Raw genomic sequence first — 26,963 nt, forward strand, 5'->3', positions numbered from 1 at the left:
AATTCTATTCGGCTGCTTCGGCCAGTCGCACGAGCGCTGGGTCGGCAGTCGGTTCATTGTTGTCCTGGTCACTATGGTCATGGGCGGCGGGTTCGCTGCGCTCGCGGCCTTCGCGCAGTTGTTCGATCACCGCGTAGAAGACCGGCACGAACACCAGCGACAGGATGGTCGCGGCGACCATGCCGCCGAAGACGGTGGTGCCGATCGACTGCCGGCTTGCGGCACCGGCACCGGTCGCAAACATCAGCGGCAGCACACCGAGGATGAAGGCGAAGGCCGTCATCAGGATCGGCCGCAGCCTGAGCCGTGCGGCTTCCATCGCCGCGTCGACAATGCTCAAGCCTTCCTCGCGCCGTCGCCTTGCGAACTCGACGATCAGGATCGCATTCTTGGCCGCGAGGCCGATCAGCATGACGAAGCCGATCTGCGAGTAGACGTCGATCTGCATGCCGCGCAGGAACAAGGCCGCGAAGGCGCCGAACAGAGCCAGTGGCACCGCCAGCAGCACCATGAACGGCATCGCCCAACTCTCATACTGCATCGCCAGGATCAGGAAGACGAAGACGATGGCGAGGCCGAAGACGACCGACGCGATCGATCCCGCCTTGAGCTCCTGGAAGGTGATGCCGGTCCATTCGAAACCGAAATCCCTGGGCAGAGCGGTGGCAGCGGCCCGTTCCATCGCGGCGACCGCCTGGCCCGAGGAGAAGCCGGGGGCAGCGCCGCCATTGATCGTGGCCGAGGCGTTGTTGTTGTAGTGCGGCACGGTTTCAGGGCCGACGAACGGCACCAGCTTGCCCAGCGTAGACAGCGGCACCATGCCGCCGGACGCGTTGCGCACATAGAGCCGCGAAATGTCGGCCGCGCCCGCACGTGCATCCTTGTCGGCCTGGATGGTCACCCGGAAGGTGCGGCCGAACAGGTTGAAGTCGTTGACGTAGAGCGAGCCGAGATAGATCTGCAGCGTGTTGAAGACATCGGGCAGGTTGAGGCCGAGCAATTTGGCCTTGCTGCGGTCGAGGTCGTAGTTGAACTGCGGCGTCGAGGTCGAGAACGGCGAGAACAGCTGTTGCGGATTGATTTCCGGCTGCTTGCGCGCCTCAGCGATCACGGCTTGCGTCGCATCGTTGAGGGCAACGCTGCCGCGCCCGGTAAGGTCTTCCACGACGAACTCGAAGCCGCCCGTGGTGCCAATACCCGGGATCGAAGGCGGATCGAAGGACAGCGCGAAGGCTTCCGGAATCTGCATCAGCTTGCCGCGCACGTCGGCGACGAGTTTCGACGCGCTCTGGTCGGGAGCACGCTCTTCCCACGGCTTCAGGATGGCGAACTCGACTGCCGAGTTCGACTGCGCCGCACTGGTCAGGAAGTTCAGGCCGCTGATCGAGCCGACAATGTCGACGCCGGGCGTCGCCTGCAATATGTCGCGCGCCTTTTGCGCCACCGCATCGGTGCGCTCCAGCGAGGCACCGTCAGGCAGCTGGATGACCACGAAGAAGTAGCCCTGGTCCTCGACCGGAAGGAAGGTCGAAGGCAGCTTCTGCCAGACGAAGTAGGTCGCCACCAGTCCGGCCGCGAACAGGCCGAGCATGATCCAGCGCAGCCGGATGAGGATGCGCACGCCATGGGCATAGGCATGCGACAGCTTGTCGAAGCCGGTGTTGAACCAGCGGAACGGCGCGAACTGCGTCTCGCCGCGATGGCGGAGGAACGCGGCACTCAGCGCCGGGCTTAGCGTCAGCGAGTTGAAAGCCGAGATGCCGACCGAAATCGCCACCGTCAGCGCGAACTGGTTGTAGAGCTTGCCGGAGACGCCGGGAATGAAGGCGACGGGCACAAACACGGCCATCAGCACCGCCGTGGTGGCGATGATCGGGCCGGTGACCTCGGCCATGGCGGCCTTGGTCGCCGCCAGCGGTTTGAGGCCCGCCTCCAATTGTCGTTCGACATTTTCGACCACCACGATGGCGTCGTCGACGACGAGGCCGATGGCCAGCACCATGCCGAGCAGCGAGAGCATGTTGAGCGAGAAGCCCATCATCTCCATGACCACCATCGTCGCCACCAGCGACACCGGAATGGCGATGGTCGGGATGATCGTCGTGCGCCAGCTCTGCAGGAAGATGAAGACAACGGCCACGACCAGCACCAGTGCTTCGCCGAGCGTGATCAGCACGTCATGCATCGAGGCCGACACGAAGCGCGTCGTGTCGTAGTGCATGGCATAGGAGACGCCCTTGGGGAAACGGGCCGAAAGCTCCTGCATCTTGTCCTTGACGCGCTGCTGCAGATCGAGCGCGTTGGAACCGGGCATCTGGTAGACGGCGAGCACCACGGTCGGGTCCTTGCCGAAGAAGGCCGACGACGAATATTGCAGCGCGCCGAGCTCGATACGGGCGACGTCGCGCAACCGCACCAGCGAGCCGGTGTCGGTGTTGGCGCGCACGACGATGTCGCCGAACTCCTTCGGGTCGCTCAAGCGGCCGACGGCGTTGACCTGCATTTCGAAGGCGGTGCCGGCGGGCGCCGGCGACTGGCCGATCTTGCCGGCCGCCACCTGGACGTTCTGTTCCGAGATGGCGTTCTGGACGTCGACGGCGGTGATGCCGAGATTGGCGAGCTTGTCCGGATCGAGCCAGACGCGCATCGAATAGCGCCGCTCGCCGAAGATCTGCACGTCGCCGACGCCTTGCAGACGCTTCAACGGATCGACGATCTGCAGATAGGCAAGGTTCGACAGCGCTACCGGGTCGACCGAACTGTCGGGCGAAGTCAGGTTGACGATGAGAACGAAATTCGGGTTCTGCTTCTTGATCGTCACGCCGCCCTGATTGACGATCGCCGGCAGCGACGAGGCGGCCTGTGAGACGCGGTTCTGGACGTCGACGGCTGCGGTGCTCAGGGGATAACCGACATCGAAAGTGATGGTGATGGTCGAGGAGCCGTCATTCGAGCTCGACGACGACATGTAGGTCATGCCCTCGACGCCGTTGATCTGCTGCTCCAGCGGCGTCGTCACCGTATCGGCGACCACTTGGGCGCTGGCGCCCGGATAGTGGGCGCTGACCACCACCTGGGGCGGGGTGATGTCGGGAAACTGCGAGACCGGCAAAAGGAAATAACAAATCGTCCCGGCGAGCACCATGATGATGGCGATCGCCGAGGCGAAGATCGGACGATGGATGAAAAAGTTTACCACGACACGCATGCCTCTTTAAAAGAATGGGCAGACCGGGACAGCCGCCTGCTGCGCGCCGAACCCGGGTCCTGCAAAAAATACGAAGACGGCGCCGCACCGGTGAGGCCCTGCTCATCGGCCACGGTCCTCAGCATCGCTTCGAAGGCGCGCGGGTTGACGCGATCCGCCTTCATCACCAGCCGGATCATCGGATCCCGGATAGCTTCATCGATGGTCAAATCCTTGCGCTGCGACATTGGAGCGTCTCCATTCAGGCGGCCCGCATCGGATGATCGCGAACCGGTATTCATCTCTTCACCGGCCGGGGCCGCATGAACTTCAACTTTCACCCTTTGTGATCTGGCAGGACCAGTTCACGGCCTTGTTATTGACGGAAGGCTACATAGGTGTTACCAGTAAGTAACATTCGGATAGTTACAGACCGGTAACACCCTAGTCAAGAGGTGGGCCGAAAATTTAGGGAGACAAGGAGACTGCGATGGCAGACGGCATTACGGATCGCGTGCGTCCCCGGGATCGTATCCTGGAGACGGCGCAGGACATGTTTCACAAACATGGCATCAAGGGCGTCGGCGTCGACGCCATCACGGAAGCCGCCGGCACCAACAAGATGACGCTCTACCGTCATTTCGAGTCCAAGGACGAACTCATCATCCAGTGCCTGCGCGCTTCGGCGGCCAAGGGCGCCGCAATATGGGATGAGTTCGAGGCGGAGCACCCCGGCGACAAGCTGGCGCAATTGCATGCCTGGGTCCGCAAGGTCGCCGACATGCTCGCCGCAGACGGTCGCGGCTGCGACATGGCCAACGCCGCCGTCGAACTGACCGAGCCGAACCATCCGGCGCGGAGTGTCATCAAGGAGCTCAAGAGCGCCCAGCGTGACCGCCTCGTAGCACTCTGCCGCGATGCCGGCATCGGTCAGGCCGAGCTTCTCGCCGATACGCTGTCGTTGCTGTTCGAAGGTGCGCGCGTCAGCGTGCAGACCATGGGCTGCCAAGGTCCCAGCACACAGTTCGTGAGCATGGCGGAAGGCTTGATCAGCTCTTTCAGGGCGCGCTGAAGTCCAGCGATCCGGGCATGGAAGCTCCCGTCATCCGGCGGGGGCCATATCTGTTTGATAAGCCCCGTTCGTCAGCTCTAGATTGATTTAAGAATGAAAAAAGCCCGCTGCCGGGAGGAGGTGGCAGCGGGCTCGATTTCGAACGAGATGCGGGAGGAGGTGCACCGCGTTCAGCGCCGGCATCGCATCTGGGAGGAGTAGATGGCCGACCACCAATACGTACGAGTTGCTTAATGATTCGGCAACCATAAAAGATGCATAGCTGCTGTGCAGATTTGCGGCAGCTACCCTGACTTGTCGTACAAATAGGAAAAGCCGCCACGGTGCAAATTCACTGCACCGGCACGTTTTCCTTGAAGATCAGCCGCGGCTCGATGAACTTCTTTGTCAGATAGGGCGCCGAAGATGCGATCGAGCCGAGCAGGCGGATCACCGATTGCTCGGCGATCAGCCGGGCATTCTGGTCGATGACGACATCGGCGAGGTCGTCGACGAGATAGCCGCGCGTTTCCTTCGTCAGGTCGTGGCAGATGAACACCGGCTTCTTCTTCGGCCTGGCTTCGAGCAGCGCTCTGGCCACGCCTGAGCGTCCGGCGCCGACGCAATAAATGCCGAGCAGGTCCGGTTCGTCGTGCAGCGCCTGCATCGTGGCGGCATAGCTGCCCTCCGGCTCGTCGTTGATCTCGACGGCGCTTGAGACTGTGAGGTTGGGGAACTCTTCCGACAGCACCGAGCGGAAGCCCATTTCGCGTTCCTCATGGCCGCGATAGGAGCGTGAGCCGACGACCATCGCCAGATGGCCCCTATGGCCGTTGAGGAAGCGCCCCATCAACAGCGCCGCCGTGCGGCCGGCAACGCGGTTGTCGATGCCGACATAGGCCGAGCGCGGGGCTGCCGGAACGTCTGACACCAGCGTGACGAGGCGGATGCCGGCCTCGACCACGTCGCGCAATATGTTGCGCGTGCGCGGATGGTCGACGGCGATGACACCGACGCCGTTGGCCTTCAGCGACAGGTTCTCGACCGCTGCCTGCAGCGCTGCCGGCGAAATGCCGGCAAGATTGTGAATGCGACACGAGGCGACCAGCGGCAGCCGCGCCGCATAGTCCTCGATATGCCCGGCCAGATCGACCATGAAGCCGTTGGCGCCGATCGGCAGGAAGAATTCGAGATGCGCCGGCCGCGACGGCAGCGTCACCTGGTCGACCACCGGCAAATAGCCGAGCTGCTTGGCCGCCTCCATCACCCGCTGCCGGTTGGCGGCACTCGCGCCGGCCCGGTTGTTCAGCACCCTGTCGACGGTCGCCGTCGACAGGCCGCAGCTTCTGGCTATGTCAGCAACGGTGGCTTTCATGGCTGTAGTCATAGAGCATGATCCCGAAAAGTGGGAACCGGTTCTCCGCAAGGCCGACGGCCGTTCAGCCGTGCGATGGCTTGCCTTCGACGATGGCGTCGCGGGTTTCCTTGTCCGACATGCCGGTGATGATGCGTTCGACCTCGGCGACATTTGTCTTCTTCGGGTCGATGTCATCGGCCACCACCTTGCCCCGGCGCATGACGACGATGCGGTCGACCACCTGGAAGACGTGATGGATGTTGTGGGCGATGAAGATGCAGGAATGCCCGGAATCGCGGGCGCTGCGCACGAAGCTCAGCACGCCTTGCGTCTCGGCGACACCGAGATTGTTGGTCGGTTCGTCGAGGATGATCAGGTCGCTGTCGAAATGCATGGCGCGTGCGATGGCGACGGCCTGCCGCTCGCCGCCGGAGAGCGAGCCGATCGGAGTCGTCGGCGGGATGTTTTTCGAGATGCCGACCTGTTTCAACAGGTCGCGGGCGACCACGTTCATCGCTTCCTGGTCCATGCGGTTCAAGAAGCGCGGCGGCTTGATCGGCTCACGGCCGAGGAACAGGTTGCGGGCGATCGACAGCTGCGTCACCAGTGCGGAGTCCTGGTAGATCGTCTCGATGCCGTGCGCGATGGCGTCGCTGGTCGAGCGCAGATTGACCTTCTTGCCACGGATGAAGATGTCACCGCTGGTCAGCGGCACCGCACCCGACAGCACCTTGATCAGCGTCGACTTCCCCGCGCCATTGTCGCCGAGCAGGCCGACGATCTCCCTTTCGTTGACATGGAAGTTTGCGTCCTCGAGCGCCTGCACGCGCCCGTAGGACTTTTTGATGTTGGTCATGCGGATGAGCGGTTCAGCCATGGTTCTAGGTCCCTGCCTGATGCCGGCGTTCCAGCCACGAGTGGAGCGCCATCATGCCAAGAATGATCGCGCCGATGAAGATGTTGTAGGCGAGGCCGGGCACGCCGATCAGCACGATGCCGTTGCGCATCACGCGCAGGATCAGGATGCCGAGCACGGTGCCGATGATGGTGCCGCGTCCGCCGGTCAGCGCTGTGCCGCCGATCACCACCATGGCGATGACTTCGAGTTCATATCCTGTGCCACTGTTGGGGTTGGCGGCCGATGTGCGCAGCGAAGAGATGACGCCGGCCAGCGAGGCCATAAGCGACGACAGGATGAACAGGCCGATCTTGACGCCGTTGACGTTGACGCCGCGCGCACGGGCGGCACTCGGGTTGCCACCCGCCGCCTGGATCCAGTTGCCGGTGCGGCTTTGCGTCAGGACATAGCCGAGCGCGATCGCCGCGGCGATGAACCAGAATAGCGACATGTAGATGCGGAACGGCCCGACATAGAAGTCGCCGACCAGCGCGTCGGCCAGCCAGCTGCCTTCCGCGCTCCAGGTGCGCTGCGGAAAGCCGTCGGTGACAAACAAAGCCGTGCCGCGCACCACCAGCAGCATGCCCAGCGTGACCAGGAAGGATGGGATTTTCAACTGCGTGACGAACCAGCCGTTGACCAGGCCGATGAAGGCGGCGACCAGCAGGGCGGCGAGGAAGCCGACTTCGAGCGAGGTCAGGCCGCTGTTGAACAGCGTCCACATCAGCACCGGCGAGAAGCCGAACAGCGAGCCGACCGACAGGTCGAATTCGCCCGATGTCATCAGCAGCGTCATGGCCAGCGCGATCAGGCCAAGCTCGACGGTAAAGGCCAGCGTGTTGGAGATGTTCTGCGGCGACAGGAAATCGTGGTTGATGCTCCAGAACACCGCGATTTCGATGATGAGCAGCACGAACGGCCCGAATTCCGGCCTCGCGATCAGGCGTTGGATGAGCGAACGGTTTTCCACTGACAACCCGCGACAGGAAGGGAAAGGCTGAGACCCAGCGCATTGTCTGCGAAGGCTCGGCGGAACGGAAGGTCAGTCGCGACCGCCGATGCGGTCGCGACTGTTTCCAGGTCTGGATTATTTGCCGGACAGGATGTCGTCGTAGACCTGCGCGGTGTCCTTTTCATAGAGCGCGCCGGTGATGACGTTGAAGCCCGGAGGAATGCCCGACGCTGCCATGTTAGCCAGCGACAGCGCGACATAGCTGGTCGCCTGCGGGTCCTGCCACTGGCCGGCATTGACGTATCCGGTCAGCACTTCCTGGGTGGTGTCGAGCGAGTTGCCCCAGCCGACAACAGGGATTTCGCCCGGCTTGATGCCGGCCTGGTCGAACACGCGCTTGATCGAGCCGGTGACCAGGTCACCGAGGCCGATGATCGCCTTGACCTTGGCCTTGTTGGCGGTGAGGTAGTCGACCATGCGGTTGATGGCTTCGGCCTGGTCGAGCGTCGCTTCGGTGATCTCATAGGTGATCCCGAGCGGTTCGAAGACGCTCTTGATGCCTTCCTCTTCCTGGACGCCATAGGTGGCGCCGGGGATTTCGACCGGCATCCAGACGAAGTCGCCCTTCTTCACCAGGCCCTTGTCGACCAGATACTGCGCCCAGTGCTTGCCGAAGGTGACGTTGTCGCCGCCGACATAGGCGTTGAAGCTCGCCTTGGGATCGGGCGTGTTGAAATTGATGATCGGGATCTTGGCGGTGTTGGCTTCCTTGGCGATCTCGATCAGGCTGCCCGGATCGGGGCTGGTGGTGACGATGCCGTCGGCCTTGGCCGAGATCGCGGCGCGCACGGCCTCCTGCTGCGAGGCAACATCACCATTGTGGAACGAGGTGTTGACGGTGTTGCCGGTGTCCTTCGCCCATTGCTTGGCGCCGGCCAGGAAGTAGGTCCAGACCGGGTCGGCCGGGCCGCCATGCGAAATCCAGTAGAACGTCTTGGCTTGCGCCGCGGCCGGAATGGCCAGCGCCACAATCAAGCCAAGCACGAGTAATCGTAGCCTCGTCAGCATTTGCTTTCCTCCCATGTTGAAAAACGACCTCCACGCCCGGCGATGATCCGGGCCATGCCCCGATCATATCCTCCTGCCAGCGCCGGCTTGGATGCGGAATAGAGCATCTTCTTTCCGGCCGTTGGCAAGCCTCCATCCACCAGTGGATGGTGGCGCGATGCAACACGCCATCAGCGATCCCATCAGATCGCATCAGTTCGAGCAATTCCAGGAAAAGTGTGAAGCGGTTTTCCCGGGAAAAGCGCGTAGCGCTTTCCCTTGGAAATTGCGTCAAACCAAGAGAAATAGATATTTCCGGCCGGTGCCGGAACTCAGGCGTGCATATTTTCCGGAATGCGCTCGGCGCGGCGGTTGCGCACCAGCTTGACCAGCCGGTCGAGCGCCAGGGCCAGCACCATCACGGCACCGATCACGAAGGGGCTCCATGTGGCGTCGATGCCGAACAGGGTCACGCCGGTTAGGATCACCTGGACGATCAGCATGCCGATCACTGCGCCGATGACCGTGCCGCGGCCGCCCGAAAGCGAGGTGCCGCCAATCAGCGCCGCGGCAATCGCCATCAGCACGAAACCGCCGCCTTGGTCGACGTCGGTGACGGGAGAGCCAAGCCACAGCGACCCTGCCAGCCCCGCGACGGCGCCCGTCAGCACTAGCGCCTGCAGCCTTACCGTGCCTGTCGGGATACCGGCATAAAGGGCTGCCTGCGGGTTGCTGCCGACAGCCTGGACCCGGTAGCCGAAGCGGCTGCGCTGGAGCACGAGCTGCATCACCACTGCCATTGCAGCGAAGACAAAGACGGCCGTCGGCACAACGCCGAACATTTTGCTGTGAACGATCTCAAAGAGTTCGCCGCTCGGATTGGCCGGAGCAGTCGATTGCATCTTGACGGCCACCGCCGCCAGGCCCCGGAACATCGCAAAGGTGCCGAGCGTGACGACGATGACCGGCAGGCGCAGCGCCACCACCAGCAGGCCGTTAACGAGGCCGAGCCCGGCGCCGAGCAGCACGCCGGCCAGGGCGGCAAGCCACGGATTGATGCCGACGGCCAGAAGGAATGCGGTGAGAAGGGCCGCCAGATGAAACATCCAGCCGACGGAAAGATCGATCTCGCGCAAGGCGAGCACGAACACCATGCCGATCGCCAGCATGCCGGGATAGGCGGCGGCTTCCAGCAGCGACACCACATTGGCCTGATCGAAGAAACCCGGCCGGGCAAAACCGATGATCGCCACCAGGACAACGAGGCCGACGAGCGGGCCGAGTTCCACCGGCAGGCGAAGGCTGCGCTTCGGGCGGGCAACCGAGCCGGCAAGCTGCGGCGTGGGATCTAATCGTGTCATGCGATGCTTCCCACAAGCTTCTTTTTTGGCCGCTCTACCTCCGGCATCTCGCCGGTGGCGATCAGTTGCAGCACCGTCCGTCTCTTCATCTCGGCGCCGAACAGTTCGCCGGCAACCCGGCCGCGATGGAAGACCAGGACGCGGTTGCTGAGGTTGGTCAGTTCGGACGGCTCGGCCGAACGCAACAAAACGATGCAGCCATTCGCCGCCAGCTGCCGGATTAGCACATAGATCTTGCGCTTGGCGGCCGCCTCGATACCGCCGGCCGGATTGTCGAGGAGCAGCACTTGCGGCGCCGTCTCCAGCCATTTGGCGATGACGATTTTCTGCTGGTCGCCGGCCAGCAGTGAATTCGCCGGCGCATCCGGCAGGCCCTTGATGCGCAGCGCCTCGATCTGCCTTGCCGCGCCGGCGATCGCGGCCTTGGGCGAATAACGGCGCGACCCCCAGTTGCGGGCGCCGGCGACGATGTTGCCGATGTTGAAGGCCAGCGACCGGTCGGGCATCAGGCCGCTGCACCGGCGGTCCGCTGGCACCAGACCGATGCCGCGCCTTGCTGCTTCGGTCGGGTTTTTCGGCAAGCCATGGCCGTCGGGAAACCGAACCGTGCCGCCTTGCGCCTTGCGCAGGCCAAACAGCATTCCGAACAGGTCTTCAACGCCCGATCCCTCAAGCCCTGCAAAGCCGAGGACCTCGCCGGAGCGGGCAGTGAAGCTGACGCCGGAAATCCGGCCGCCGCTCAGACCTTCCACCGTGATCTGCGGCCTTATCGTGCTGGCATTGGCCGGCAGGGCAGGCGGGAACAGGCTATCGCGCTGCTGGCCGATCATGGCATCGATGACGTCGGCTTCGCTCAGCACCGAGCGCTCCTTGGACAGCGCGTCGTGGCCGTTGCGCATGACGGTGACATGGTCGGCGATGGCAAACACGTCCTCCAGCCGGTGCGAGACATAGAGTACGCTCATGCCTTTGGCCTTGAGCTCGCGCAGCACCGTGAACAGATGTTCGGTCTCGCGTCGATCAAGCGCCGAATTGGGGTCGTCGAGGATCAGCAGCCGCGGGCCTTGCAGAAGCTCGCGAGCGAGTTCGACAAGCTGCCGCTCGCCCATGTCGAGTTGGCCGACCGGCGCGCGAACGTCGATGTCGAGATCGAGCTGCCGCAGCAAGGTGCGGCTGCGCGCCTCCATCTCGCGCCTGGAGATCAGGCCGTTGCGCAGCGGTTCGCGGTTGACGAACAGATTGGCCAGCACCGAGTGGTCGGCAAACAGACTGAGTCCCTGATGGACGACGCCGATGCTGTGCTTTTTGGCAATGACAGGGTTGTCGATGGCAACGGTCTGGTCGCCGATGCGGATAGTGCCGCTGTCGGGCTTGACCACCCCGGCAAGCACCTTCACCAGCGTCGACTTGCCGGCGCCGCTTTCGCCGATCACGGCATGGATCGTCCCCGGTCCGACGGACAGGTTCATATCCTTGAGCGCGACAACACCGCCGTAACGCATGGCGAGATTGCGCACCGACATTATCGGCGAACCGAGCATGCGATTCGGCCCCCTCAGACCGCGCCCGATCTTGGAGCGAATTTCCGAAACAGTCACCCGGATTCCGCTAACAAGCGGCTTACGGATTCCGGGCAGGAACGTTTGCCGGCGGTCCGTTCGTCCCGCTGTTCCGAAAAACCTTGGCGTTCTGAAAAATCAGAGAAGGTCGGCCTTGGCGAGGTCGCGCATGAGGTGGCTGGCGCCGTAGGACCAGTGCGGGCAATCCGGCGACAGAAGCACGCGATTGACCAGCGCGCCGAATTTCTCCGACGAGATGGTGACGATGTCGCCGACCTTGTGGGTGAAGCCCTTGCCCTTTTCGCCGCGGTCCTTCGACGGCACGAACATGGTGCCGAGATAGAGCGCCAGCCCATCCGGATACTGGTGATGCGGCCCCATGGCGGCCGCGACCAGCTCCTCAGGCGAACGGCTGATCTCGGCCATCGAGCTCGCGCCCTCCAGCGAAAACCCATCCTCGCCCTCTACCTTCAGCCGAACAATGGCCTGCTTCACATCGTCGATCGAGAATGTTGCATCGAACAGCCGGATGAACGGGCCGAGCGACGCCGAGGCATTGTTGTCCTTGGCCTTGCCGAGCAGCAGCGCCGAGCGTCCCTCGACGTCGCGCAGATTGACGTCGTTGCCGATGGTGGCGCCGACGATCCTGCCGGTGCTGGCCGCGATCATGGCGATCTCCGGCTCCGGATTGTTCCAGGTCGACACCGGATGCAGGCCGACATCGGCGCCGAAGCCGACCGACGCCATCGGCTGGCATTTGGTGAAGATCTCGGCGTCGGGACCGATGCCGACTTCCAGATATTGCGACCAGGCGCCGCGCTCGATCAGCTTGGCCTTGATCTCCATCGCCTCCGGCGAACCGGGCTTGAGCTTCGACAGGTCGTGGCCGATCAGCCCGGCAATGTCGGCGCGGATGGCGTCGGCCTTTTCCGCCGAGCCGCGCGCCTGTTCCTCGATGACGCGCTCGAGCAGGCTGACGACGAAGGTGACGCCCGACGCCTTCACCGCCTGCAGGTCGACGGGCGAGACCAGATAGGGTTTTGCCGGGTCGCGAGTGGCCTGGAAACTGTTGGCTGCAATCGCGTCGAGCGAGCCGATCGCTTTGCCCTTGGCAGAATGCACATAGCCGGCCGGATCGGTCATTTCGCAGATGTCGCGCACAGTGGGCGCTGCGCGAGAGGTGATGTCGAAGACGGTGCCGTCGCGCACCGTGACCACCAGCGGATGCGAGGCGTCGCTCGCTTTGGCTCGGCCGATGAAGAGCCCGTCGGCGGGAAGGTGCGTTGGGTTCGTCATGGCTTACGGTCCTTTGAGTGATCGCGAATGAGAGCTGGCCTGAAGGGCGCGGCACTTTCACCGGATTCACGCCAAAGGTCTATCCCGTGGCGCAGCCAATTGTCGGTGCTGACATGAACCCGCTCTTTCAAAAAAATGAAATGGTCACTACCATTTTCATTTTACGTCACGCTCAGGTGAAGCCTTGCCCGCACCGTTTTCCGTTCCGATCTGGCAAAAGCCGAAGGCCGCATCCGCATTCCAGGCGCTCGTCCCGGACGGCAAGCCGGTCGATGTCGCCATTGTCGGCGGTGGCTTCATGGGCCTGTCGACCGCCTTGCATGCCGCGCGCCTCGGTCTCGGCGTTCAGGTGCTGGATGCCGGCGAGATCGGGCAGGGTGCTTCGGGCCTCAATGGCGGCCAGGTCATTCCCGGCCTGAAATACGATCCCGAATGGCTGCTCGAGCATTTCGGCCCCGAGCGTGGCCAGGCGTTGGTCGATTTCGCCGCCTCGACGGCCGATGCGGTGTTCGATCTCATCCGCGACGAAAAGCTGGCGGTGCCGTTCACGCGCAATGGCTGGATCCAGGCCGCGCACACCGAGACCGCTTTGAAAGCGGCAGCGAACCGGGATCGCCAATGGCGCGCGCGTGACGCCGATGTCCAGCTTCTGAGCCAGAGCGAGATCGCGGCGAAGACCGGCGCGCAAGGCTATCTTGGCGGCTGGCTCGACCGCCGCGCCGGCATCATCGATCCGCTCGCCTATACGCTGGAACTGGCGCGCATCGCCGCCGCCGCCGGCGTCAGCATCGCCGAGCGGCAGAAGGTGGTGAAACTCAGCAAAGAGGCCGGCCTTTGCCGTGTCTCGACCGAAAACGGCGCCGAAGTGCGGGCCAAGGCGGTTGTCCTGGCAACCAACGCTTATACCGATGGGCTGCTGCCGGGCCTCGCTGAGACCATCGTGCCGCTGCATTCCTTCCAAGTCGCAACCGCGCCGCTGTCGTCCAACCTCTTGGCAACGATCTTGCCGGAAGGGCAGGCGGTATCGGACTCGCGCCGCATCCTCGTCTATTACCGTAAGAGCGCCAACGGCCGGCTGGTGCTTGGGGGTCGCGGCCGCATGGCCCTGCCGAAGAGCGAGGCCGACTGGGCGCATCTGCAGCGCGCGCTGGTGCGGCTCTATCCGGCGCTCTCCGATGTTCCCATCGAGAAGCGCTGGTTCGGCCGCGTGGCGATGACGCCGGATCATCTGCCGCACATCCACGAGCCCGAAAAAGGCCTGCTCGCCGTGGTCGGCTGCCAGGGCAGAGGCGTCGGCCTGATGAGCGCGCTGGGAAAGCGCATGGCGGGCTACTTGGCAAATGGTGACGCAGCGCAATTGCCGTTCCCGCTGTCGCCGATCCGGCCGATCCCGTTCCATGCCTTCCGCCAGGTCGGCGTCGCCGCGACCATCGCCTGGTACAGGATGCTGGACGCCTTCGAGCGCTGATTGCACCTTGGCGGGTTAGCGCCAGCTAATTCAGCTTGACAGTTTCATGAATATGAAAAAAGTTAAGTTGATTTCATATTTCCATCGAGCAATCCGATGTCGAGCATCGTTGCAACAGAAGCGCCAGCAGGGTCCGGGTCGTCCCGAGGCTTCCGCTTCGCCATGTTGCTGCCGGGCGGGCTGGTCACTTTCTTCCTGATCCTGTTCGCCCTCGGCCTCGTGCTGTTCCTCGCCTTTCGCGGCAATGACGGTTCGCTGCTGGGCGTCGGGTTCACGGCAGACAATTTCATCACCGTGGCCTCGGATCCGCTCTACTGGACAGTGACGCTGCGCTCACTGGTGATTGCCGGACTGGTGACGCTGGCAACCGTCGTCACCGCCTATCCCGTCGCCTATTACCTCGCCTTCCATGCCGGCCGCAGGCGCGGTCTGCTGCTGTTCCTGGTGACGCTGCCGTTCTGGGCCAGCTATCTCCTGCGCGTTTTCGCCTGGAAGATCGTGCTCGCCTACAACGGCGTGCTGAACTCGGCGCTGATCGAAAGCGGCATCTGGTCGGAGCCGACGCTGGCCTTCCTCAACACGCCGGCAGCGGTGGTGGTCACGCTGGCGCATGCCTATGCGCCCTTCGCCATCCTGCCGATCTATGTGGCGCTAGACACCATCCCGAAATCGCTGCTCGAAGCCGCGTCCGATCTCGGCGCCAGGCCCTTCACCGCATTTCGCCGCGTCGTGCTGCCCAATTCGATGCCGGGCGTGCTGGCGGCAGCCCTCGTCGTCTTCGTGCCGACGGTCGGCGACTATGTCACCCCGGCCATGGTCGGCGGTCCCGCCAGCACCATGATCGGCTCGCTGATCCAGTCGCAGTTCGGCAAGGCCAATGACTGGCCGTTCGGCGCGGCCCTCTCGGTCTGCGTGATGCTGGTCATTCTCTGCGTGGTGCTGGTCGTGCGCTTCGCCGACCGCAAATTCGGCAGCCGCACATGAGCGTGGCGCGCACCGAAGGCGGCCGCTGGCTTGGCGTCTACGTCATCGCCTACCTGGTGTTCCTTTATCTGCCGGTTCTGTTGATCCCGCTGTTTTCCTTCAACAACTCCATCCAGGCAGCGTTTCCGCTGCAGGGTTTTACGCTCGAATGGTATACCACGCTCTATGGCAATCCGGCGCTGTCCGGCGCGCTTGTGAACAGCCTCGTCATCGGCGTCGTGGCCGCCGCCGGCGCGACGCTCTGCGGCATCACCGTGTCCTACATGGACCTCTATGGCCGCTCGCCGCTGGCTGCCACCATCAGCGCCATCGCCCGGCTGCCGATCCTGATCCCCGGCGTCATCGTAGGCATATCGCTGCTCATCCTCGTCAACCTCATCGGCCTCGGCCCGTCGCGCATTGCCATCGTGCTCAGCCACATACTGGTGGCGCTGCCGACGACAGTGGTGATCATGCGCAGCCGCTTCGCCGCCATTCCGAAAACCATTCGCGAGGCAGCGCTCGATCTCGGCGCTTCCGACTGGACGACCTTCCGGCGGGTGATGCTGCCGCTCAGCCTGCCAGCGATCATTTCGGCCTTCATGCTGGCGTTTCTGATTTCCTTCGACGAATTCATCGTCGTCTTCTTCCTCGCCGGCACCGAGCCGACGCTGCCGCTCTACATCTGGAGCCAGCTGCGCTTTCCCCGCTCGCTGCCGACCGTGATGGCGCTCGGCACCTCCATCCTGGCGGTGTCCTTCATCATTGCCGGCACCGCCGAACTGTTGCGCCATCGCGGGCTCAGCGCGACCCGCCCGCGAGCGCCCGCCAATCCAGCCTGAAACCATAACAAAAGAGGAGAACCGAAATGGCATTCGACCTGAAATCGATCACTGGAAAGACAGCCCGCACCGGGCTAGCCGCCCTTGCAATCGTCCTGTCGTCGACCGTCGCCTTTGCCGCCGACAAGCTGCAATATTTCACCTGGTCGGGCTATGAACTGCCCGACTTCAACAAGAGCTTCCTGGCGGCGCATCCCGATGGCGTCGAGGCCTCGATCTTCGGCGACGACGACGACGCCTTCACCAAGGTCAAGGCCGGCTTCCGCCCCGACATCGCGCATCCCTGCTACGACAAGGTGGCGCGCTGGAACAAGGAAGGCCTGCTGCAGCCGATCGACACCAAGCGCATCAAGAACTGGGATTCAATCTTCCCGGTGTTCAAGAACCTGCCTGACATCCAGGCCGGCGACGGCAAGGTCTGGATGGTGCCGTGGGACTGGGGCAACACCTCGATCCTCTACCGCACCGATCTGGTCAAGAACCCGGAAGCGAGCTGGAACCTTTTGTGGGACAAGCAATATGCCGGCCGCATGGCGACTATCGACGCCGTGCACGACACGCCGATCGTTGCCGCACTGCTCGCCGGCGTCAATCCGTTCGACATGACGCCTGAGCAAATGGACAAGGTGGCGGAAAAACTGCGCGAGCAGCGTCCGCTGCTGTCCAACTACACCACCGACATGACCTCGGTCGAACAGGCGCTCGCCAGCGGCCAGCTCGTCGCCGCCATGACCTGGAACGCGTCGGCGACCTCGCTGAAGAAGCAGGGCGTGCCGGTCGAATTCATGAAGCCGAAGGAAGGCATGCTGACCTGGGCCTGCGGCTTCGTCATGCTCAAGGACGCCAAGAATGTCGACCTCGCCTATGACTTCATCAACAGCCGGCTCGACGCCGACTCGGGCAAGTACCTGATCCAGGCCTACGGCTATGGCAGTTCGCTGGCGACCGCCTTCGCTGGCGTGGCGAAGGACGAGCTGGACAAGCTGCAATTGCCGGCGGACCCGGAAGTAATGCTGAAGAGCACCATCTTCACCGGCCCGATGAAGCAGAATGACGATGTGGCGAAGATGTTCGAGAAGGTGAAGGCGGGCGGGTAAGGCGCTCTTCTCCTTCTCCCCTTGTGGGGTGAGCTGCCGGTTCGCGTAAGCGAATTCATCGTGTCAGTGGCACGATGAAAGGCCGGCGAACGCCGGGACGCTGCGAAGCAGCGGGGACCCGGCAGGGTGGATCGGCTGCCACGCCCGGCCCTTCGCAGGCTCAGGGCGTTCGAAACTCGAAAAGCCAAGCAATTGGCTTTTCGTTCGCTGCGCGAACCGTTTCTCACCCCACAAGGGGAGAAGGGGGAGCTCTTCGGCGCTGCGCCGCGCCAACAAGGTATAAGGACCCACGCATGGACATGCTTGACGAGACAACCGAGAAGCCCAAGGACGATGCCGACATTCGCGTCGGCCGGCGCGTGCGGGCGCTCAGGCTGGAGCGCAATCTGTCTCTGGCTGAGCTTGCGGCCAAGGCCGGCGTGTCGATCGGCGCGCTGAGCCAGATCGAGCGCGGCCTGTCCTCGCTGCGCGTCAAGGTGATCTGGCCGCTCGCCGCTGCGCTCGACATCGAGCCTTCGGCGCTGATTACCGACGGCAACGATGCCGGCAACGATCTCTATTGCGTGCGCGCCGACAAACGTCGGCAGATCCCGGTCAAATCGGAAGGCATCGCCAAGGCGCTGTTGTCGCCGCCGGGCGCGACGCTGACGGGGCTCTTGGTGACGGTCGAAGCCGATGGCGGCACGGCGGATGCCTATGCGCATATCGGTCACGAATTCGGCTACGTGCTGGCGGGCGAGGTCGAGCTGGTGGTGGATTCGACAAAATACGTGCTGAAGACCGGCGACTCCTTTGCCTTCAAGAGCACGCTTCTGCATGCCTTCCGCAATCCCGGCACCGAGCCCTGCCAGATCCTTTGGGTCAACACCACGAAGCCGTCCGAGGTTCGTGATGGCGCTTGATGCTCTGGTCCGCCTGGACAAGGTCTCGAAGGTTTTTCCCGGCGGCATTGTCGGGCTCGACGCCGTCGATCTCGACATCATCAGCGGTGAGTTCATCACCCTGCTCGGGCCCTCCGGCTGCGGCAAGACCACCAGCCTGCGCGTCATCGCCGGCTTCGAAAGTCCGTCCAGCGGCAAGGTGCTGCTCGAAGGCCGCGATATCACCGCGCTCAGGCCCTTCGACCGGCCTGTCAACACCGTGTTCCAGGACTACGCGTTGTTTCCGCACATGAACGTCGCCGAAAATGTCGGCTTCGGCCTGTCGCTGCGCAAACTGTCCGGAGCCGAGCAGTCGAAGCGCGCCCGCGAAGCGCTCGACATGGTCGGCCTCGCCGACAAGCTCGGTGCACGTGTCTCCGAACTGTCGGGCGGTCAGCGCCAGCGTGTCGCGCTGGCCCGCGCCATTGTCTGCGAGCCGCGCGTGCTGCTGCTCGACGAGCCGCTGTCGGCGCTCGATGCGCATCTGCGCGAACAGATGCAGGTCGAACTGAAGCGGCTGCAGTCGCGGCTCGGCACCACTTTCGTCATGGTCACCCACGACCAGACCGAAGCCTTGTCGATTTCCGATCGCATCGTCGTCATGAACAAGGGCCGTATCGAGCAGATCGCGCCGCCGGCCACGCTCTACGACCGGCCGGCGACGAAGTTTGTCGCGAGCTTCATCGGCACGATGAACTTGCTTCAATCGCGCTTCATCGGCCGCGATGGCGATCGCCTGCGCTTCGCCGCCGGTGGGCTTTCGCTGGAGGCAACATCCGAAACCGGCGACACGCCTGCCGAGGGTGCCGAACGCACCATCGGCGTCCGTCCCGAGGATCTGCTCGCCACCACAGCGGCCGCCGCCGACACCGCGCCGGCGCGCGTTAACAGCATCGTCTTCCACGGCCGTACCTTGCGGCTGCATGCCGAACTGGGGGAGGGGTTGCCGGTGGTGATCGACGCGCCACGCCAGGCCGAAGGCTTTCAATTCAGCGTCGGCGATGTGGCGCATATCAGTCTGCGCCGTGGCGCCAACTGCCCTATGTTGCCCAACTAATCCAACCCAATCCAATCCCCACAATCGGAGCGTACCCCTTGAGCAATCATCTCAATTTCTTCATCGACGGCAAATGGGTGGCGCCCGTGGTGCCGGCGATGCTCGACGTCATCGACCCCTCGACCGAAGAGGCCTACACCAAAATTTCTCTGGGCTCGAAGGCCGATGTCGACAAGGCGGTGGCCGCCGCCAAGGCTGCCTTTCCATCCTTCTCGCAGACCAGCAAGGCCGAGCGCCTGAAGCTTCTGAAGCGCATCCTCGAAGTCTACAATGAGCGCTATGAGGACATCGCCCAGGCGGTCAGCCAGGAAATGGGCGCGCCGATCACCTGGGCACGCGAAGCGCAGGCCTGGGCCGGCCGCGCGCATATGGAAGCCACCATCAAGGCGCTGGAGGACTATGAATTCCAGGAGAAGCGCGGCGGCACCATGGTGGTCAAGGAAGCAATCGGCGTCTGCGCGCTGATCACGCCGTGGAACTGGCCGCTCAACCAGATCGTCTGCAAGGTGGCGCCGGCGATTGCCGCCGGATGCACCGTGGTGCTGAAGCCGTCCGAAATCGCACCGATCAGCGGCATCGTCTTTTCGGAAGTGATGCAGGCCGCGGGCGTGCCGAAGGGCGTCTACAACATGGTCAACGGCAATGGCCCCGATGTCGGCCAGATCATGGCCGGCCATCCCGATGTCGACATGGTCTCGTTCACCGGCTCCACCCGCGCCGGCATCATCGTCGCCAAGACGGCGGCCGAGACGGTCAAGCGCGTCGCGCAGGAGCTCGGCGGCAAGTCGGCCAACATCGTGCTGGCGGATGCCGACTTCGAGACGGCAGTGCGCAAGGGCGTCGAGGGCTGCTTCGGCAACAGCGGCCAGTCCTGCGATGCGCCGACTCGCATGCTGGTGCCGGCCGCCCGCCACGACGAGGCGCTGGCCATCGCCAAGAAGGCCGCCGAAGCCCACAATGTCGGCGATCCGCGCTCGGAAGGCACCAGGCTCGGCCCGGTGGTCTCCAGCATCCAGTACGACAAGATCCAGCGGCTGATCGAGGCCGGCATCAAGGAAGGCGCGACGCTGGTCACCGGCGGCCCCGGCCGGCCGGAGCATCTGAACCGCGGCTACTATGTCCGCCCGACCGTCTTCGGTCACGTTACGCCCGGCATGACCATCGAAAAGGAAGAAATCTTCGGCCCGGTGCTGTCGGTCATTTCCTACAGCGACGATGACGACGCCGTGAAGATTGCCAACGACACGGTCTATGGCCTCGCCGCCTATGTGCAGTCCGGCGATATCGACCACGCCCGCAAGGTGGCCGGCCAACTGCGCGCCGGCCAGGTGTCGATCAACTATCCGGAATGGGACACGTTCGCCCCCTTCGGCGGCTACAAGCAGTCCGGCAACGGCCGCGAATACGCCGACTGGGCGATCCACGATTTTCTCGAGGTCAAGGGCATCATCGGCTACGGGGCGTAGGCGGCGGGCCACAGCTCCAGTCTCAAAGGTTTGCATGCAGGCGCCGGTGCGGAACACATCGGCGCCTATTTTCTGCTTGCTATGTTCACTCTTTGTTCTAAAATCTGCGATCGGGCAGCGATGGCTTGCGCAAGGAGGAACATGGATGACCCAGCTACCCGCATTCAGGACCGCCGGAAACGGCCAGACTTCTTTTGGCTGGCAAGAGTTGGATAGACGTCGGGATGACCGGCTGTTTTTTGCAGCTCTCGTGGAAGGCGCGATAGCAGCATCGATTGCATCCCAGACCGCGCAATGGTGTCGAGAGTCGGGATTGCGAGAAAAGTTTCTTCTTCCCAAAGATCTCTTGCATATCTCCTGGGTTAGCCTTGGCGATCATGACGGATTGCCGGAAGAGCTGGTCGAAGCCGCTTGTCTTGTCGGCTCGATGGTCAAAGCAAAGCCTTTCCGTGTCGGTTTTGATCGTCTGTCGGCCTTTGGCGGTGGCGCACTGGTTCTGCGCGCCGAGGACGGCGCTCCCGAAGCTCAGGCGTTCTGGCGCGGCTTGGCTGCTATCATCACCGACAGCCCGTTTAAGCCCTTCGTCGGAAACTCGTTCGAACCTCATGTCACGCTGTTGCGTGACAAGGCGCGTGTCCCCAGCGTTCGCGAACGGCCCATTGATCCCATTGGTTGGACCGTGCGCGATTTTGTACTGATCCACAGCGTCCTGGGACAAGGCCGATACGAGGTTGTCGAGCGTTGGCAATTGACCGGCCAAGACGATGCCCAGCCGGCAATGTGATGGCCCAAATCGTCGTCACATAGCTGTGCTATATCCATCGTCCTGACACACTCTGTCAGCTGCCGTGCGGGCAAAGGTGGCGGGCCAGCGAAGACTTCCCTACTTGCAGTGCGTCTGAACAGGAGGAACACAAATGACCATCGCAGATATTGCCAAGGATTTCACCGAGCTGCTCCAGCAGGGCGATCACCTGGGTGCTGGTGAAAAATACAATGCCGACGACATCGCCAGCTACGAAGCCATGGAGGGGCCAATGGCAATCGTCCATGGCAAGGAGGCCATCAGGCAGAAGGGCGAATGGTGGCAAGCGAACAATGAAGTGCATGGCGGCTCGATCGAGGGCCCCTATGTCAACGGCGACCAGTTCGCATTACGCTTCAAGTTCGACATAACGCCCAAGGAGACCGGCGAGCGTGTCACCATGGACGAGGTTGGCGTGTACACGGTCAAGAACGGCAAGATCACCGAAGAGCGCTTTTACTACTAGGGCGTTTCACCGTTTCACGGAAACGGCGAACCGCTCTATCCCTTTGTTTTACACAATTCCGGACGGAAAACCGATCACACTTTTCCTGGAATTGCTCTAAGCCGGAATGCCGCCGGCTTCCGGCTCGCTCGCGTGATTTGGCGGCTGGGACACCGTCCTGGCCGCCAGGCGAAAAGCTCAAATCGTCTTCACATACTGCGCCAGCTAATCGGCAACTGAGGCTCACTACATAGACGTCGAACTGATCAAGGCGACGCTCTCACAATGCGCGATCTCCTCAAGATCAAACAACTAGCTAAAATAGATTTCGGCATAGGGCCGGTTTGTTTTCGGGCTGCCAGTTCCCCTGTTTTGCGTATGCAGTGAAATTCGCCGCCGATTCGCGTCTGGCATAATGGGAGAATATCGCGCGGAACGCTTCATTCTCGCTGAAGAACGCGACGAGATCGAAAGCCCCGGCCTTTGACCTGCTCAGATCATCCACAAGGATCACGTCAGGTGGATTGCACATGAGATCGTCGGCCGTTTCAGTTCGAACTTTATCGGCCATTGCCTGCAGCGTAGGCGTCAGCCGGCCGGTCGCTTTCAACTGCTTCGCCATCACGATCGTCATCCAGAAGCTGAAGTGCCTCGAAGGCCAGACGAGGCCTTGGTTCTCGATCATGGGCCAGATGTTGCTTGGAGTTGCAGTGAGCATGATCACCGGAGAGCCGGGCGGGACCGCGTGAAGTAGAGCCAGGACTGGTTCTTCATTGGAATTTCTGTATGGGCCTACAAAAACGGCAAGGAGAATTGGTATTGATCCAACGACTATGATCGCGGTTTGTCGGATCGCCGCGGCGATTGTGCGTTCATGCATGTTCAGCATTGCGCAAAGCGCGAAGAAAGCCAGCCCGGTCACCGGCACCGTATGATACCGAAATCCTTTCTGCTGTGCGAAATATGCGAGGGCAAATCCAATGGCCGCCAAGCCTGCCGCAATCGATTCAGATGGTGCCCGCTTCCGGAGGCAAGCGATGACGATCGCCGCGAGGCCCCAGAAAATAATGCGCGGCGTGAACAGTTGCGCTTGGAGTGAACTGTTGTAGCCGTCGTAGGCCGCTGCAAGCATAGGCAAGATCGTTCGGAGGTATTCTTGCGCAAAGACCAATATCGCTACCGCATAGGCCGAGGCGGCGGCTCCCAACACCAACGTTTCGGGTCGGAAAAGTCTCCAAGCCCGTCGCAGCCGGAATATGAGCCAGAGCTCCAGTAGGATCGGCACCACGACAAAATAGTGCTTCAGAGCGAAGCCGGCTGCAGCCAGGGCACCGGCAGTCGCGGCTGTCTTCAAAGACACCACGGCGCCGTCCGCCCGCCGCGCAATGAGAAAGGCATATGGCAATGCCCCGATGAGCGCCAACTGCTCGCGTTGCCCGAAGTCGGCCAGCGGGATGAGCAGCATCGAAAGACCCGCCGCACTCAACAGGACCATTCTTCGGCCGGTTGTGTCATCCGATGTGGCGGCAAGGGTCGTCAAGGCGAGCGCCGCGAACGCCGTGACTGCTGTCACGACCGCAGCGCCGGCGGTTGCGCCGAGAATTTGAGCCATGCGCTCAATCGGAACCGCCATCCAGAACCAAAGCGGAGGATTCAGCTCGACAATCTCGCCATAGAGTTTAGTCCCGCCGATCAACTGTCGGGCGACCCACATCTGGTAAACTACATCATGCGAAAGCGACATCCCGAGCATCAGAGCCCAGCTGACGCACAGCGAAATTGCCAGGATGCCTTCTGGCCAACGGCGACGCATGGTGGCTGTTCCGCTGCGGAAGACAAACATCGCAGACCCTGGGAGAAGGGAAAGGTATCGAGATTTGACAATGGATGGGCGGTCACTTGGCCCCATATGCATCCGCCCGAGGTGACCCCTCCACGTTAGCATCTTGCCGACCCAGACGCAAAACGGGATCAGGCGCACCATTGATGGCGTTAGTCGTGTCCCATGTGCGTAGCTTGGCGAGATACCGCCCATCAACGAGGCACTCAGGCAAAAGGGCGAGTGGTGGCAAGCCAACAATGAAGTGCATGGCGGCTCGATCGAGGGCCCCTATGTCAACGGCGACCAGTTCGCATTGCGCTTCAAGTTCGACATAACGCCCAAGGCGACAGGCGAGCGTGCCACGATGGACGAGGTTGGCGTATACACGGTCAAGGACGGCAAGATCACAGAAGAGCGCTTCTATTACTGAGAGCGGGATACCGTCGGCTTCCGGCTCGCTTGCATGATTTAACCAAGGCGGCCAGGACAACGTTCCTGGCCGCCTGCGACAAGCTCAAATCGTCTTCACGTACTGCGCCAGTTGGCCGGCCACCGTGCCCCAGCCGTCGAAGAAACCCATCTCTTCATGATTGTCGCGGGTGGCCGCGTCGCGGTGGATGGCGGTGGCCGTGTAGCGCGTGCCTTTGCCGTCCGGACGAAGCGAAATCACCGCAGTGATGAAGGGCTCGCCTGACGGCCGGTAGCCCGGCAGCAGCGCATCCGTCCACACCAGCCGCTCGTTCTCCACGATGTCAAGATAGCAGCAACGACGGTCGTTGACCTCTGTCCCGTCGGGCGACTGCATGCGGGTGCGGAACAGCCCGCCTGGCCTGAGATCGATTTCGCAATCGGTGACCAGCCAGGGTTTTGGGGTGAACCATTGCTTGACGTGCTCCGGCACCGTCATGGCGCGCCACAAGAGTTCGCGCGGCGCGTCGAGCTTGCGCTCCAGCGTCAGATCCAGTCTCGGGTCGGGCTTGAAGGGATAGCTCACTTTTCCTGCTCCTTGAGGCTCATCACATAGGCGTCGAATTGATCGAGGCGCCGCTCCCACAGCGTGCGCTGTTCGGCCAGCCAGTTTTCGGCAAGCTGCAGCGGCTCGGGCGCCAACTGGTAGGTCCTGGTGCGGCCGATCTTTTCCGATCGCACCAGCCCGCAGCCTTCCAGCACCTTGAGGTGCTCGATGAAGGACGGCAGCGCCATTCCGAAAGGCTGCGCCAGCTCGCTGACGGAGGCCGGGCTGCGGTTCAGCCGCTCGACCACGCGCCGCCGCGTCGGGTCGGCCAGCGCGCGGAAAATGCCATCGATCTGCGGAGGGCTGGGCGTTGCGGTTTGCAGACCGGCCATCATGACCCGCGCTCCACATGATAGGTGAGCACCACGGCGCCGTTGCCGAAGGACCGCGTGTCGACAAGCTTGAGATCGGTCGCGTCCTCGGTCCGATCGAACAATTGCGCGCCGCTGCCGAGGATGACGGGGAACACCATCAGCCGGTATTCGTCGACGAGATCGTGCTGCTTGAGCGCATTGACCAGCATGCGGCTGCCGCCGATGACGATATCGCCTCTCATCTCCCATTTGAGCTTGCGGATCGCGGCGATCGGCTCGCCTTGCAGCACGGTGGTGTTGTTCCATGCCGGATTTCTCAGCGTCGAGGAGACGACGTATTTCGGCATGCCGTTCATCCGGTCGGCGAATGGTCCCTTGTAGGTCGGCCAGCCGCTGGAGAAGCTTTCATAGGTCACCCGGCCGATCAGCAGCGCTTCATGGTCCAGCACCTCCTGGAATTTGTAGTCGATCATGCCGGCCTCGTGGCGCTTGCCGACCCAGTTGGTGTGCCGGAAGCCTGGCTCGCCGCCCGGCGCTTCGGTCACGCCATCGATGGACATCAACTCCGATACAACGATCCTTGCCATGGCTTTTCCTCTACCGATTTCGCAAACACTTAGGAAATTTCCTTAGTATTGGCAAGCCCCTAAAAATGCGCTGGTGGCGCTCGCGATACTGGCAAAGCGGGAAGGGCGGTTTTAGGTTGTCTCGCGGATTCGACTGTCAGCCAAGGGAAGCGCGTTTTGACCATCACCATGTACGGCATCACCACCTGCGACACGATCAGGAAGGCGCGCACCTGGCTGGAGGGCCACGATGTGCCCTACCGCTTCCACGACTACAGGGCCGAGGGGATCGACGCCGGCAAGCTGGATGGCTGGGTCGGCAAGGTCGGTTGGGAAAAGCTGCTCAACAAGGGCAGCACGACCTTCCGCGAGCTGCCGGACAAGGACAAGGCTGGGCTCGACGAGAAGAAAGCCAGGAAGCTGATGCTGGCCAACCCGACGATGATCAAGCGACCGGTGCTGGAGGTTGGGGATACGATTTTGGTTGGGTTCAAGGCTGATGTTTATGAAGGGGCTGTGAAGTAGGCGGGACGGCGAAGCTGCCGATCTCCCCCTTGCGGGCAGGGCTATCGCATATGGCTTAGAGCGTTGATGAGATAGTCGTCATTCCAAGCGCATTTCTTGATGCGATGGCTGATGGGGACTTTGTCTGCATCGGCGAGTTGGAGGATGTTCCTGGCGAGACGGTTTAGGAGCGCGGTGTTGGCAGGGGCGTTGTCTTTGCGGGCGCGGCTGAGGTCCTCATCCAGATGAACATCGAGCATCCAATGCAGGCCGTTCTCGATCTGCCAATGGGCTCTGGTGAGGTGGCGCCATTCACTGCGACCATGGCTGGTTTGGGTCTGCTGCGCGATGGCAGGGGTAGTCTCGGCCAGATGACGATTGGCGCGGGCAAGCCAGTGTCGGCGGTTTCCCTTGAGTGCGAGCAGATAGTCGCCACCGCCTTCGATAATGGCCTCAGCCATGCGCGTGTGACAGTGGAGCGCATCGGCCGTGACCAATCGACCAGCAAGATCAATGAGTTCGACAACCTTGAGGGCAACCTCGACCTCATTCTCGTCATCGCCGGGCGAGGCAGCCGCCAGACACAGCCGCGTCTGGGTGGCGAAGGCCGACACCGTCAACGGCGGGCTGGCCGCAAGGCCCTTCTCATAGGCCCGACGCAGCGCCTTGCCGTCCAACGAGATCACGCCCTGGCGGGCCTCACCTTGGCATGCCTGGGCAAAGCCTGCGGCAAAGGCAGCGAACGCACGCCCGAAGGCCTCCGGATCAAGCAGCCGCAACAGCCGCGAGAAGGTGTCATGGCTGGGTGCCTCTTCATAGTCGATCAAACGCGACAGCGCCTGCTTGCGCTCTTGCGCGAACAGCGAAAACTCCGTCGCGTTGGTTGCGCCACACAGGCTTGCCGCGATCATCATCACGATCAGATCGCCTAGCCGGTGCGTGGCGTTGGCCGCACGCGGATCTGGCACCGC

General features: G+C 62.7%; 26 protein-coding genes. 12 read left to right on the top strand and 14 right to left on the bottom strand.

The genetic code is table 11. The features are described 5' to 3' along the window. Positions 1-4: 4 nt before the first annotated feature. Together AC1DZ8_RS21730 and AC1DZ8_RS21735 are read right to left on the bottom strand one after the other, a co-directional pair. Positions 5-3,199, bottom strand: a complete 3,195-nt coding sequence (locus tag AC1DZ8_RS21730; RefSeq protein ID WP_477302394.1) for an efflux RND transporter permease subunit — start codon at positions 3,197-3,199, stop codon at positions 5-7. Next, the gene (locus tag AC1DZ8_RS21735) at positions 3,193-3,435 is read right to left on the bottom strand and encodes a hypothetical protein (RefSeq protein WP_477302396.1); all 243 of its coding nucleotides are present in this window, start codon (positions 3,433-3,435) and stop codon (positions 3,193-3,195) included. Before AC1DZ8_RS21735 ends, AC1DZ8_RS21730 begins: the two co-directional genes overlap by 7 nt. Before the next feature lie 242 nt (positions 3,436-3,677). Here AC1DZ8_RS21735 and AC1DZ8_RS21740 point away from each other — a divergent pair, with 242 nt between their 5' ends. Next, the gene (locus AC1DZ8_RS21740; protein ID WP_477302398.1) at positions 3,678-4,259 is read left to right on the top strand and encodes a TetR/AcrR family transcriptional regulator; all 582 of its coding nucleotides are present in this window, start codon (positions 3,678-3,680) and stop codon (positions 4,257-4,259) included. Positions 4,260-4,590: 331 nt separating this feature from the next. Here AC1DZ8_RS21740 and AC1DZ8_RS21745 read toward each other — a convergent pair whose 3' ends face one another. The 7 genes from AC1DZ8_RS21745 to AC1DZ8_RS21775 form a co-directional block, all read right to left on the bottom strand. After that, on the bottom strand, positions 4,591-5,613 hold the full coding sequence (locus tag AC1DZ8_RS21745) for a LacI family DNA-binding transcriptional regulator (protein WP_477401619.1): 1,023 nt from the start codon (positions 5,611-5,613) through the stop codon (positions 4,591-4,593). A gap of 64 nt (positions 5,614-5,677) precedes the next feature. Next, on the bottom strand, positions 5,678-6,472 hold the full coding sequence (locus tag AC1DZ8_RS21750; RefSeq protein WP_477302402.1) for an ATP-binding cassette domain-containing protein: 795 nt from the start codon (positions 6,470-6,472) through the stop codon (positions 5,678-5,680). Positions 6,473-6,476: 4 nt separating this feature from the next. Further along, entirely contained in the window at positions 6,477-7,463 is a 987-nt protein-coding gene (locus tag AC1DZ8_RS21755) for an ABC transporter permease (protein WP_477302404.1), read from the bottom strand. 117 nt (positions 7,464-7,580) lie between these two features. After that, positions 7,581-8,513 carry a substrate-binding domain-containing protein gene (locus AC1DZ8_RS21760; protein ID WP_112565674.1) on the bottom strand — a complete coding sequence of 311 codons (933 nt, stop codon included), beginning with the start codon at positions 8,511-8,513 and terminating at the stop codon, positions 7,581-7,583. Positions 8,514-8,824: 311 nt separating this feature from the next. Continuing rightward, the gene (locus AC1DZ8_RS21765) at positions 8,825-9,853 is read right to left on the bottom strand and encodes an ABC transporter permease (RefSeq protein ID WP_477310173.1); all 1,029 of its coding nucleotides are present in this window, start codon (positions 9,851-9,853) and stop codon (positions 8,825-8,827) included. Then, positions 9,850-11,394 carry a sugar ABC transporter ATP-binding protein gene (locus AC1DZ8_RS21770; RefSeq protein WP_477310175.1) on the bottom strand — a complete coding sequence of 515 codons (1,545 nt, stop codon included), beginning with the start codon at positions 11,392-11,394 and terminating at the stop codon, positions 9,850-9,852. The genes AC1DZ8_RS21765 and AC1DZ8_RS21770 overlap by 4 nt, the downstream gene beginning before the upstream one ends. Before the next feature lie 156 nt (positions 11,395-11,550). Further along, positions 11,551-12,708 carry a fumarylacetoacetate hydrolase family protein gene (locus AC1DZ8_RS21775; protein WP_477310177.1) on the bottom strand — a complete coding sequence of 386 codons (1,158 nt, stop codon included), beginning with the start codon at positions 12,706-12,708 and terminating at the stop codon, positions 11,551-11,553. Positions 12,709-12,892: 184 nt separating this feature from the next. On the opposite strand from AC1DZ8_RS21775, the gene AC1DZ8_RS21780 reads away from it, so the two are divergent. The 9 genes from AC1DZ8_RS21780 to AC1DZ8_RS21820 all read left to right on the top strand — a co-directional run bounded on the left by AC1DZ8_RS21780 (position 12,893) and on the right by AC1DZ8_RS21820 (position 21,792). Further along, on the top strand, positions 12,893-14,176 hold the full coding sequence (locus AC1DZ8_RS21780) for an NAD(P)/FAD-dependent oxidoreductase (protein ID WP_477310179.1): 1,284 nt from the start codon (positions 12,893-12,895) through the stop codon (positions 14,174-14,176). A 96-nt stretch (positions 14,177-14,272) separates the two neighbouring features. Beyond that, positions 14,273-15,160, top strand: coding sequence for an ABC transporter permease (locus tag AC1DZ8_RS21785; protein WP_477401622.1), 888 nt, complete (start codon positions 14,273-14,275; stop codon positions 15,158-15,160). After that, the gene (locus tag AC1DZ8_RS21790) at positions 15,157-15,981 is read left to right on the top strand and encodes an ABC transporter permease (protein ID WP_477310183.1); all 825 of its coding nucleotides are present in this window, start codon (positions 15,157-15,159) and stop codon (positions 15,979-15,981) included. Before AC1DZ8_RS21785 ends, AC1DZ8_RS21790 begins: the two co-directional genes overlap by 4 nt. 26 nt (positions 15,982-16,007) lie before the next feature. Continuing rightward, positions 16,008-17,078: an ABC transporter substrate-binding protein gene (locus AC1DZ8_RS21795; RefSeq protein ID WP_477310185.1), complete on the top strand. Its 1,071-nt coding sequence runs from the start codon at positions 16,008-16,010 to the stop codon at positions 17,076-17,078. Positions 17,079-17,371: 293 nt separating this feature from the next. Beyond that, a complete protein-coding gene (locus AC1DZ8_RS21800; RefSeq protein WP_477310187.1) occupies positions 17,372-17,980 on the top strand; it encodes a helix-turn-helix domain-containing protein in 609 nt (202 codons plus the stop codon). Further along, positions 17,970-19,055, top strand: a complete 1,086-nt coding sequence (locus AC1DZ8_RS21805) for an ABC transporter ATP-binding protein (RefSeq protein WP_477310188.1) — start codon at positions 17,970-17,972, stop codon at positions 19,053-19,055. Before AC1DZ8_RS21800 ends, AC1DZ8_RS21805 begins: the two co-directional genes overlap by 11 nt. Before the next feature lie 38 nt (positions 19,056-19,093). Then, positions 19,094-20,521, top strand: a complete 1,428-nt coding sequence (locus tag AC1DZ8_RS21810; protein ID WP_477310190.1) for an aldehyde dehydrogenase family protein — start codon at positions 19,094-19,096, stop codon at positions 20,519-20,521. Between the two features lie 145 nt (positions 20,522-20,666). Next, positions 20,667-21,305, top strand: coding sequence for a 2'-5' RNA ligase family protein (locus AC1DZ8_RS21815; RefSeq protein WP_477310192.1), 639 nt, complete (start codon positions 20,667-20,669; stop codon positions 21,303-21,305). A gap of 133 nt (positions 21,306-21,438) precedes the next feature. Further along, positions 21,439-21,792, top strand: coding sequence for a SnoaL-like domain-containing protein (locus AC1DZ8_RS21820; RefSeq protein WP_477310194.1), 354 nt, complete (start codon positions 21,439-21,441; stop codon positions 21,790-21,792). A 295-nt stretch (positions 21,793-22,087) separates the two neighbouring features. Here AC1DZ8_RS21820 and AC1DZ8_RS21825 read toward each other — a convergent pair whose 3' ends face one another. Beyond that, positions 22,088-23,614: a hypothetical protein gene (locus tag AC1DZ8_RS21825; protein ID WP_477310196.1), complete on the bottom strand. Its 1,527-nt coding sequence runs from the start codon at positions 23,612-23,614 to the stop codon at positions 22,088-22,090. Between the two features lie 190 nt (positions 23,615-23,804). Here AC1DZ8_RS21825 and AC1DZ8_RS21830 point away from each other — a divergent pair, with 190 nt between their 5' ends. Further along, positions 23,805-24,023, top strand: coding sequence for a SnoaL-like domain-containing protein (locus AC1DZ8_RS21830; protein WP_477310206.1), 219 nt, complete (start codon positions 23,805-23,807; stop codon positions 24,021-24,023). 84 nt (positions 24,024-24,107) lie between these two features. On the opposite strand, the gene AC1DZ8_RS21835 is transcribed toward AC1DZ8_RS21830, so the two are convergent. The 3 genes from AC1DZ8_RS21835 to AC1DZ8_RS21845 are packed head-to-tail and all read right to left on the bottom strand — an operon-like array spanning position 24,108 to position 25,509. Beyond that, complete coding sequence (locus AC1DZ8_RS21835) at positions 24,108-24,587, bottom strand: SRPBCC family protein (protein WP_477310198.1); 480 nt, start codon at positions 24,585-24,587, stop codon at positions 24,108-24,110. Next, positions 24,584-24,943 (bottom strand): ArsR/SmtB family transcription factor, encoded by a 360-nt coding sequence (locus AC1DZ8_RS21840; RefSeq protein ID WP_477310200.1) that lies wholly within the window; start codon positions 24,941-24,943, stop codon positions 24,584-24,586. Before AC1DZ8_RS21840 ends, AC1DZ8_RS21835 begins: the two co-directional genes overlap by 4 nt. Further along, complete coding sequence (locus AC1DZ8_RS21845) at positions 24,940-25,509, bottom strand: dihydrofolate reductase family protein (RefSeq protein WP_477310202.1); 570 nt, start codon at positions 25,507-25,509, stop codon at positions 24,940-24,942. The genes AC1DZ8_RS21840 and AC1DZ8_RS21845 overlap by 4 nt, the downstream gene beginning before the upstream one ends. A 156-nt stretch (positions 25,510-25,665) precedes the next feature. Between AC1DZ8_RS21845 and AC1DZ8_RS21850 the strand changes: the two genes are divergently transcribed. Continuing rightward, positions 25,666-26,013 carry an ArsC family reductase gene (locus tag AC1DZ8_RS21850; protein WP_477310204.1) on the top strand — a complete coding sequence of 116 codons (348 nt, stop codon included), beginning with the start codon at positions 25,666-25,668 and terminating at the stop codon, positions 26,011-26,013. A gap of 41 nt (positions 26,014-26,054) precedes the next feature. On the opposite strand, the gene AC1DZ8_RS21855 is transcribed toward AC1DZ8_RS21850, so the two are convergent. Beyond that, a partial coding sequence (locus AC1DZ8_RS21855) for an ISAs1 family transposase (protein ID WP_477401626.1) occupies positions 26,055-26,963 on the bottom strand: 909 nt, incomplete at its 5' end.

Source organism: Mesorhizobium sp. P2_F7 (genome assembly GCF_056403695.1).

Excerpts from the sequence above, each read along its gene's own strand:
- AC1DZ8_RS21735 (WP_477302396.1), bottom strand. The coding sequence starts at position 3,435 with ATGTCGCAGCGCAAGGATTTGACCATCGATGAAGCTATCCGGGATCCG.
- AC1DZ8_RS21740 (WP_477302398.1), top strand. The coding sequence starts at position 3,678 with ATGGCAGACGGCATTACGGATCGCGTGCGTCCCCGGGATCGTATCCTG.
- AC1DZ8_RS21745 (WP_477401619.1), bottom strand. The coding sequence starts at position 5,613 with ATGAAAGCCACCGTTGCTGACATAGCCAGAAGCTGCGGCCTGTCGACG.
- AC1DZ8_RS21750 (WP_477302402.1), bottom strand. The coding sequence starts at position 6,472 with ATGGCTGAACCGCTCATCCGCATGACCAACATCAAAAAGTCCTACGGG.
- AC1DZ8_RS21760 (WP_112565674.1), bottom strand. The coding sequence starts at position 8,513 with ATGCTGACGAGGCTACGATTACTCGTGCTTGGCTTGATTGTGGCGCTG.
- AC1DZ8_RS21765 (WP_477310173.1), bottom strand. The coding sequence starts at position 9,853 with ATGACACGATTAGATCCCACGCCGCAGCTTGCCGGCTCGGTTGCCCGC.
- AC1DZ8_RS21770 (WP_477310175.1), bottom strand. The coding sequence starts at position 11,394 with ATGCTCGGTTCGCCGATAATGTCGGTGCGCAATCTCGCCATGCGTTAC.
- AC1DZ8_RS21775 (WP_477310177.1), bottom strand. The coding sequence starts at position 12,708 with ATGACGAACCCAACGCACCTTCCCGCCGACGGGCTCTTCATCGGCCGA.
- AC1DZ8_RS21785 (WP_477401622.1), top strand. The coding sequence starts at position 14,273 with ATGTCGAGCATCGTTGCAACAGAAGCGCCAGCAGGGTCCGGGTCGTCC.
- AC1DZ8_RS21790 (WP_477310183.1), top strand. The coding sequence starts at position 15,157 with ATGAGCGTGGCGCGCACCGAAGGCGGCCGCTGGCTTGGCGTCTACGTC.
- AC1DZ8_RS21795 (WP_477310185.1), top strand. The coding sequence starts at position 16,008 with ATGGCATTCGACCTGAAATCGATCACTGGAAAGACAGCCCGCACCGGG.
- AC1DZ8_RS21800 (WP_477310187.1), top strand. The coding sequence starts at position 17,372 with ATGGACATGCTTGACGAGACAACCGAGAAGCCCAAGGACGATGCCGAC.
- AC1DZ8_RS21805 (WP_477310188.1), top strand. The coding sequence starts at position 17,970 with ATGGCGCTTGATGCTCTGGTCCGCCTGGACAAGGTCTCGAAGGTTTTT.
- AC1DZ8_RS21815 (WP_477310192.1), top strand. The coding sequence starts at position 20,667 with ATGACCCAGCTACCCGCATTCAGGACCGCCGGAAACGGCCAGACTTCT.
- AC1DZ8_RS21820 (WP_477310194.1), top strand. The coding sequence starts at position 21,439 with ATGACCATCGCAGATATTGCCAAGGATTTCACCGAGCTGCTCCAGCAG.
- AC1DZ8_RS21825 (WP_477310196.1), bottom strand. The coding sequence starts at position 23,614 with ATGTTTGTCTTCCGCAGCGGAACAGCCACCATGCGTCGCCGTTGGCCA.
- AC1DZ8_RS21840 (WP_477310200.1), bottom strand. The coding sequence starts at position 24,943 with ATGATGGCCGGTCTGCAAACCGCAACGCCCAGCCCTCCGCAGATCGAT.
- AC1DZ8_RS21845 (WP_477310202.1), bottom strand. The coding sequence starts at position 25,509 with ATGGCAAGGATCGTTGTATCGGAGTTGATGTCCATCGATGGCGTGACC.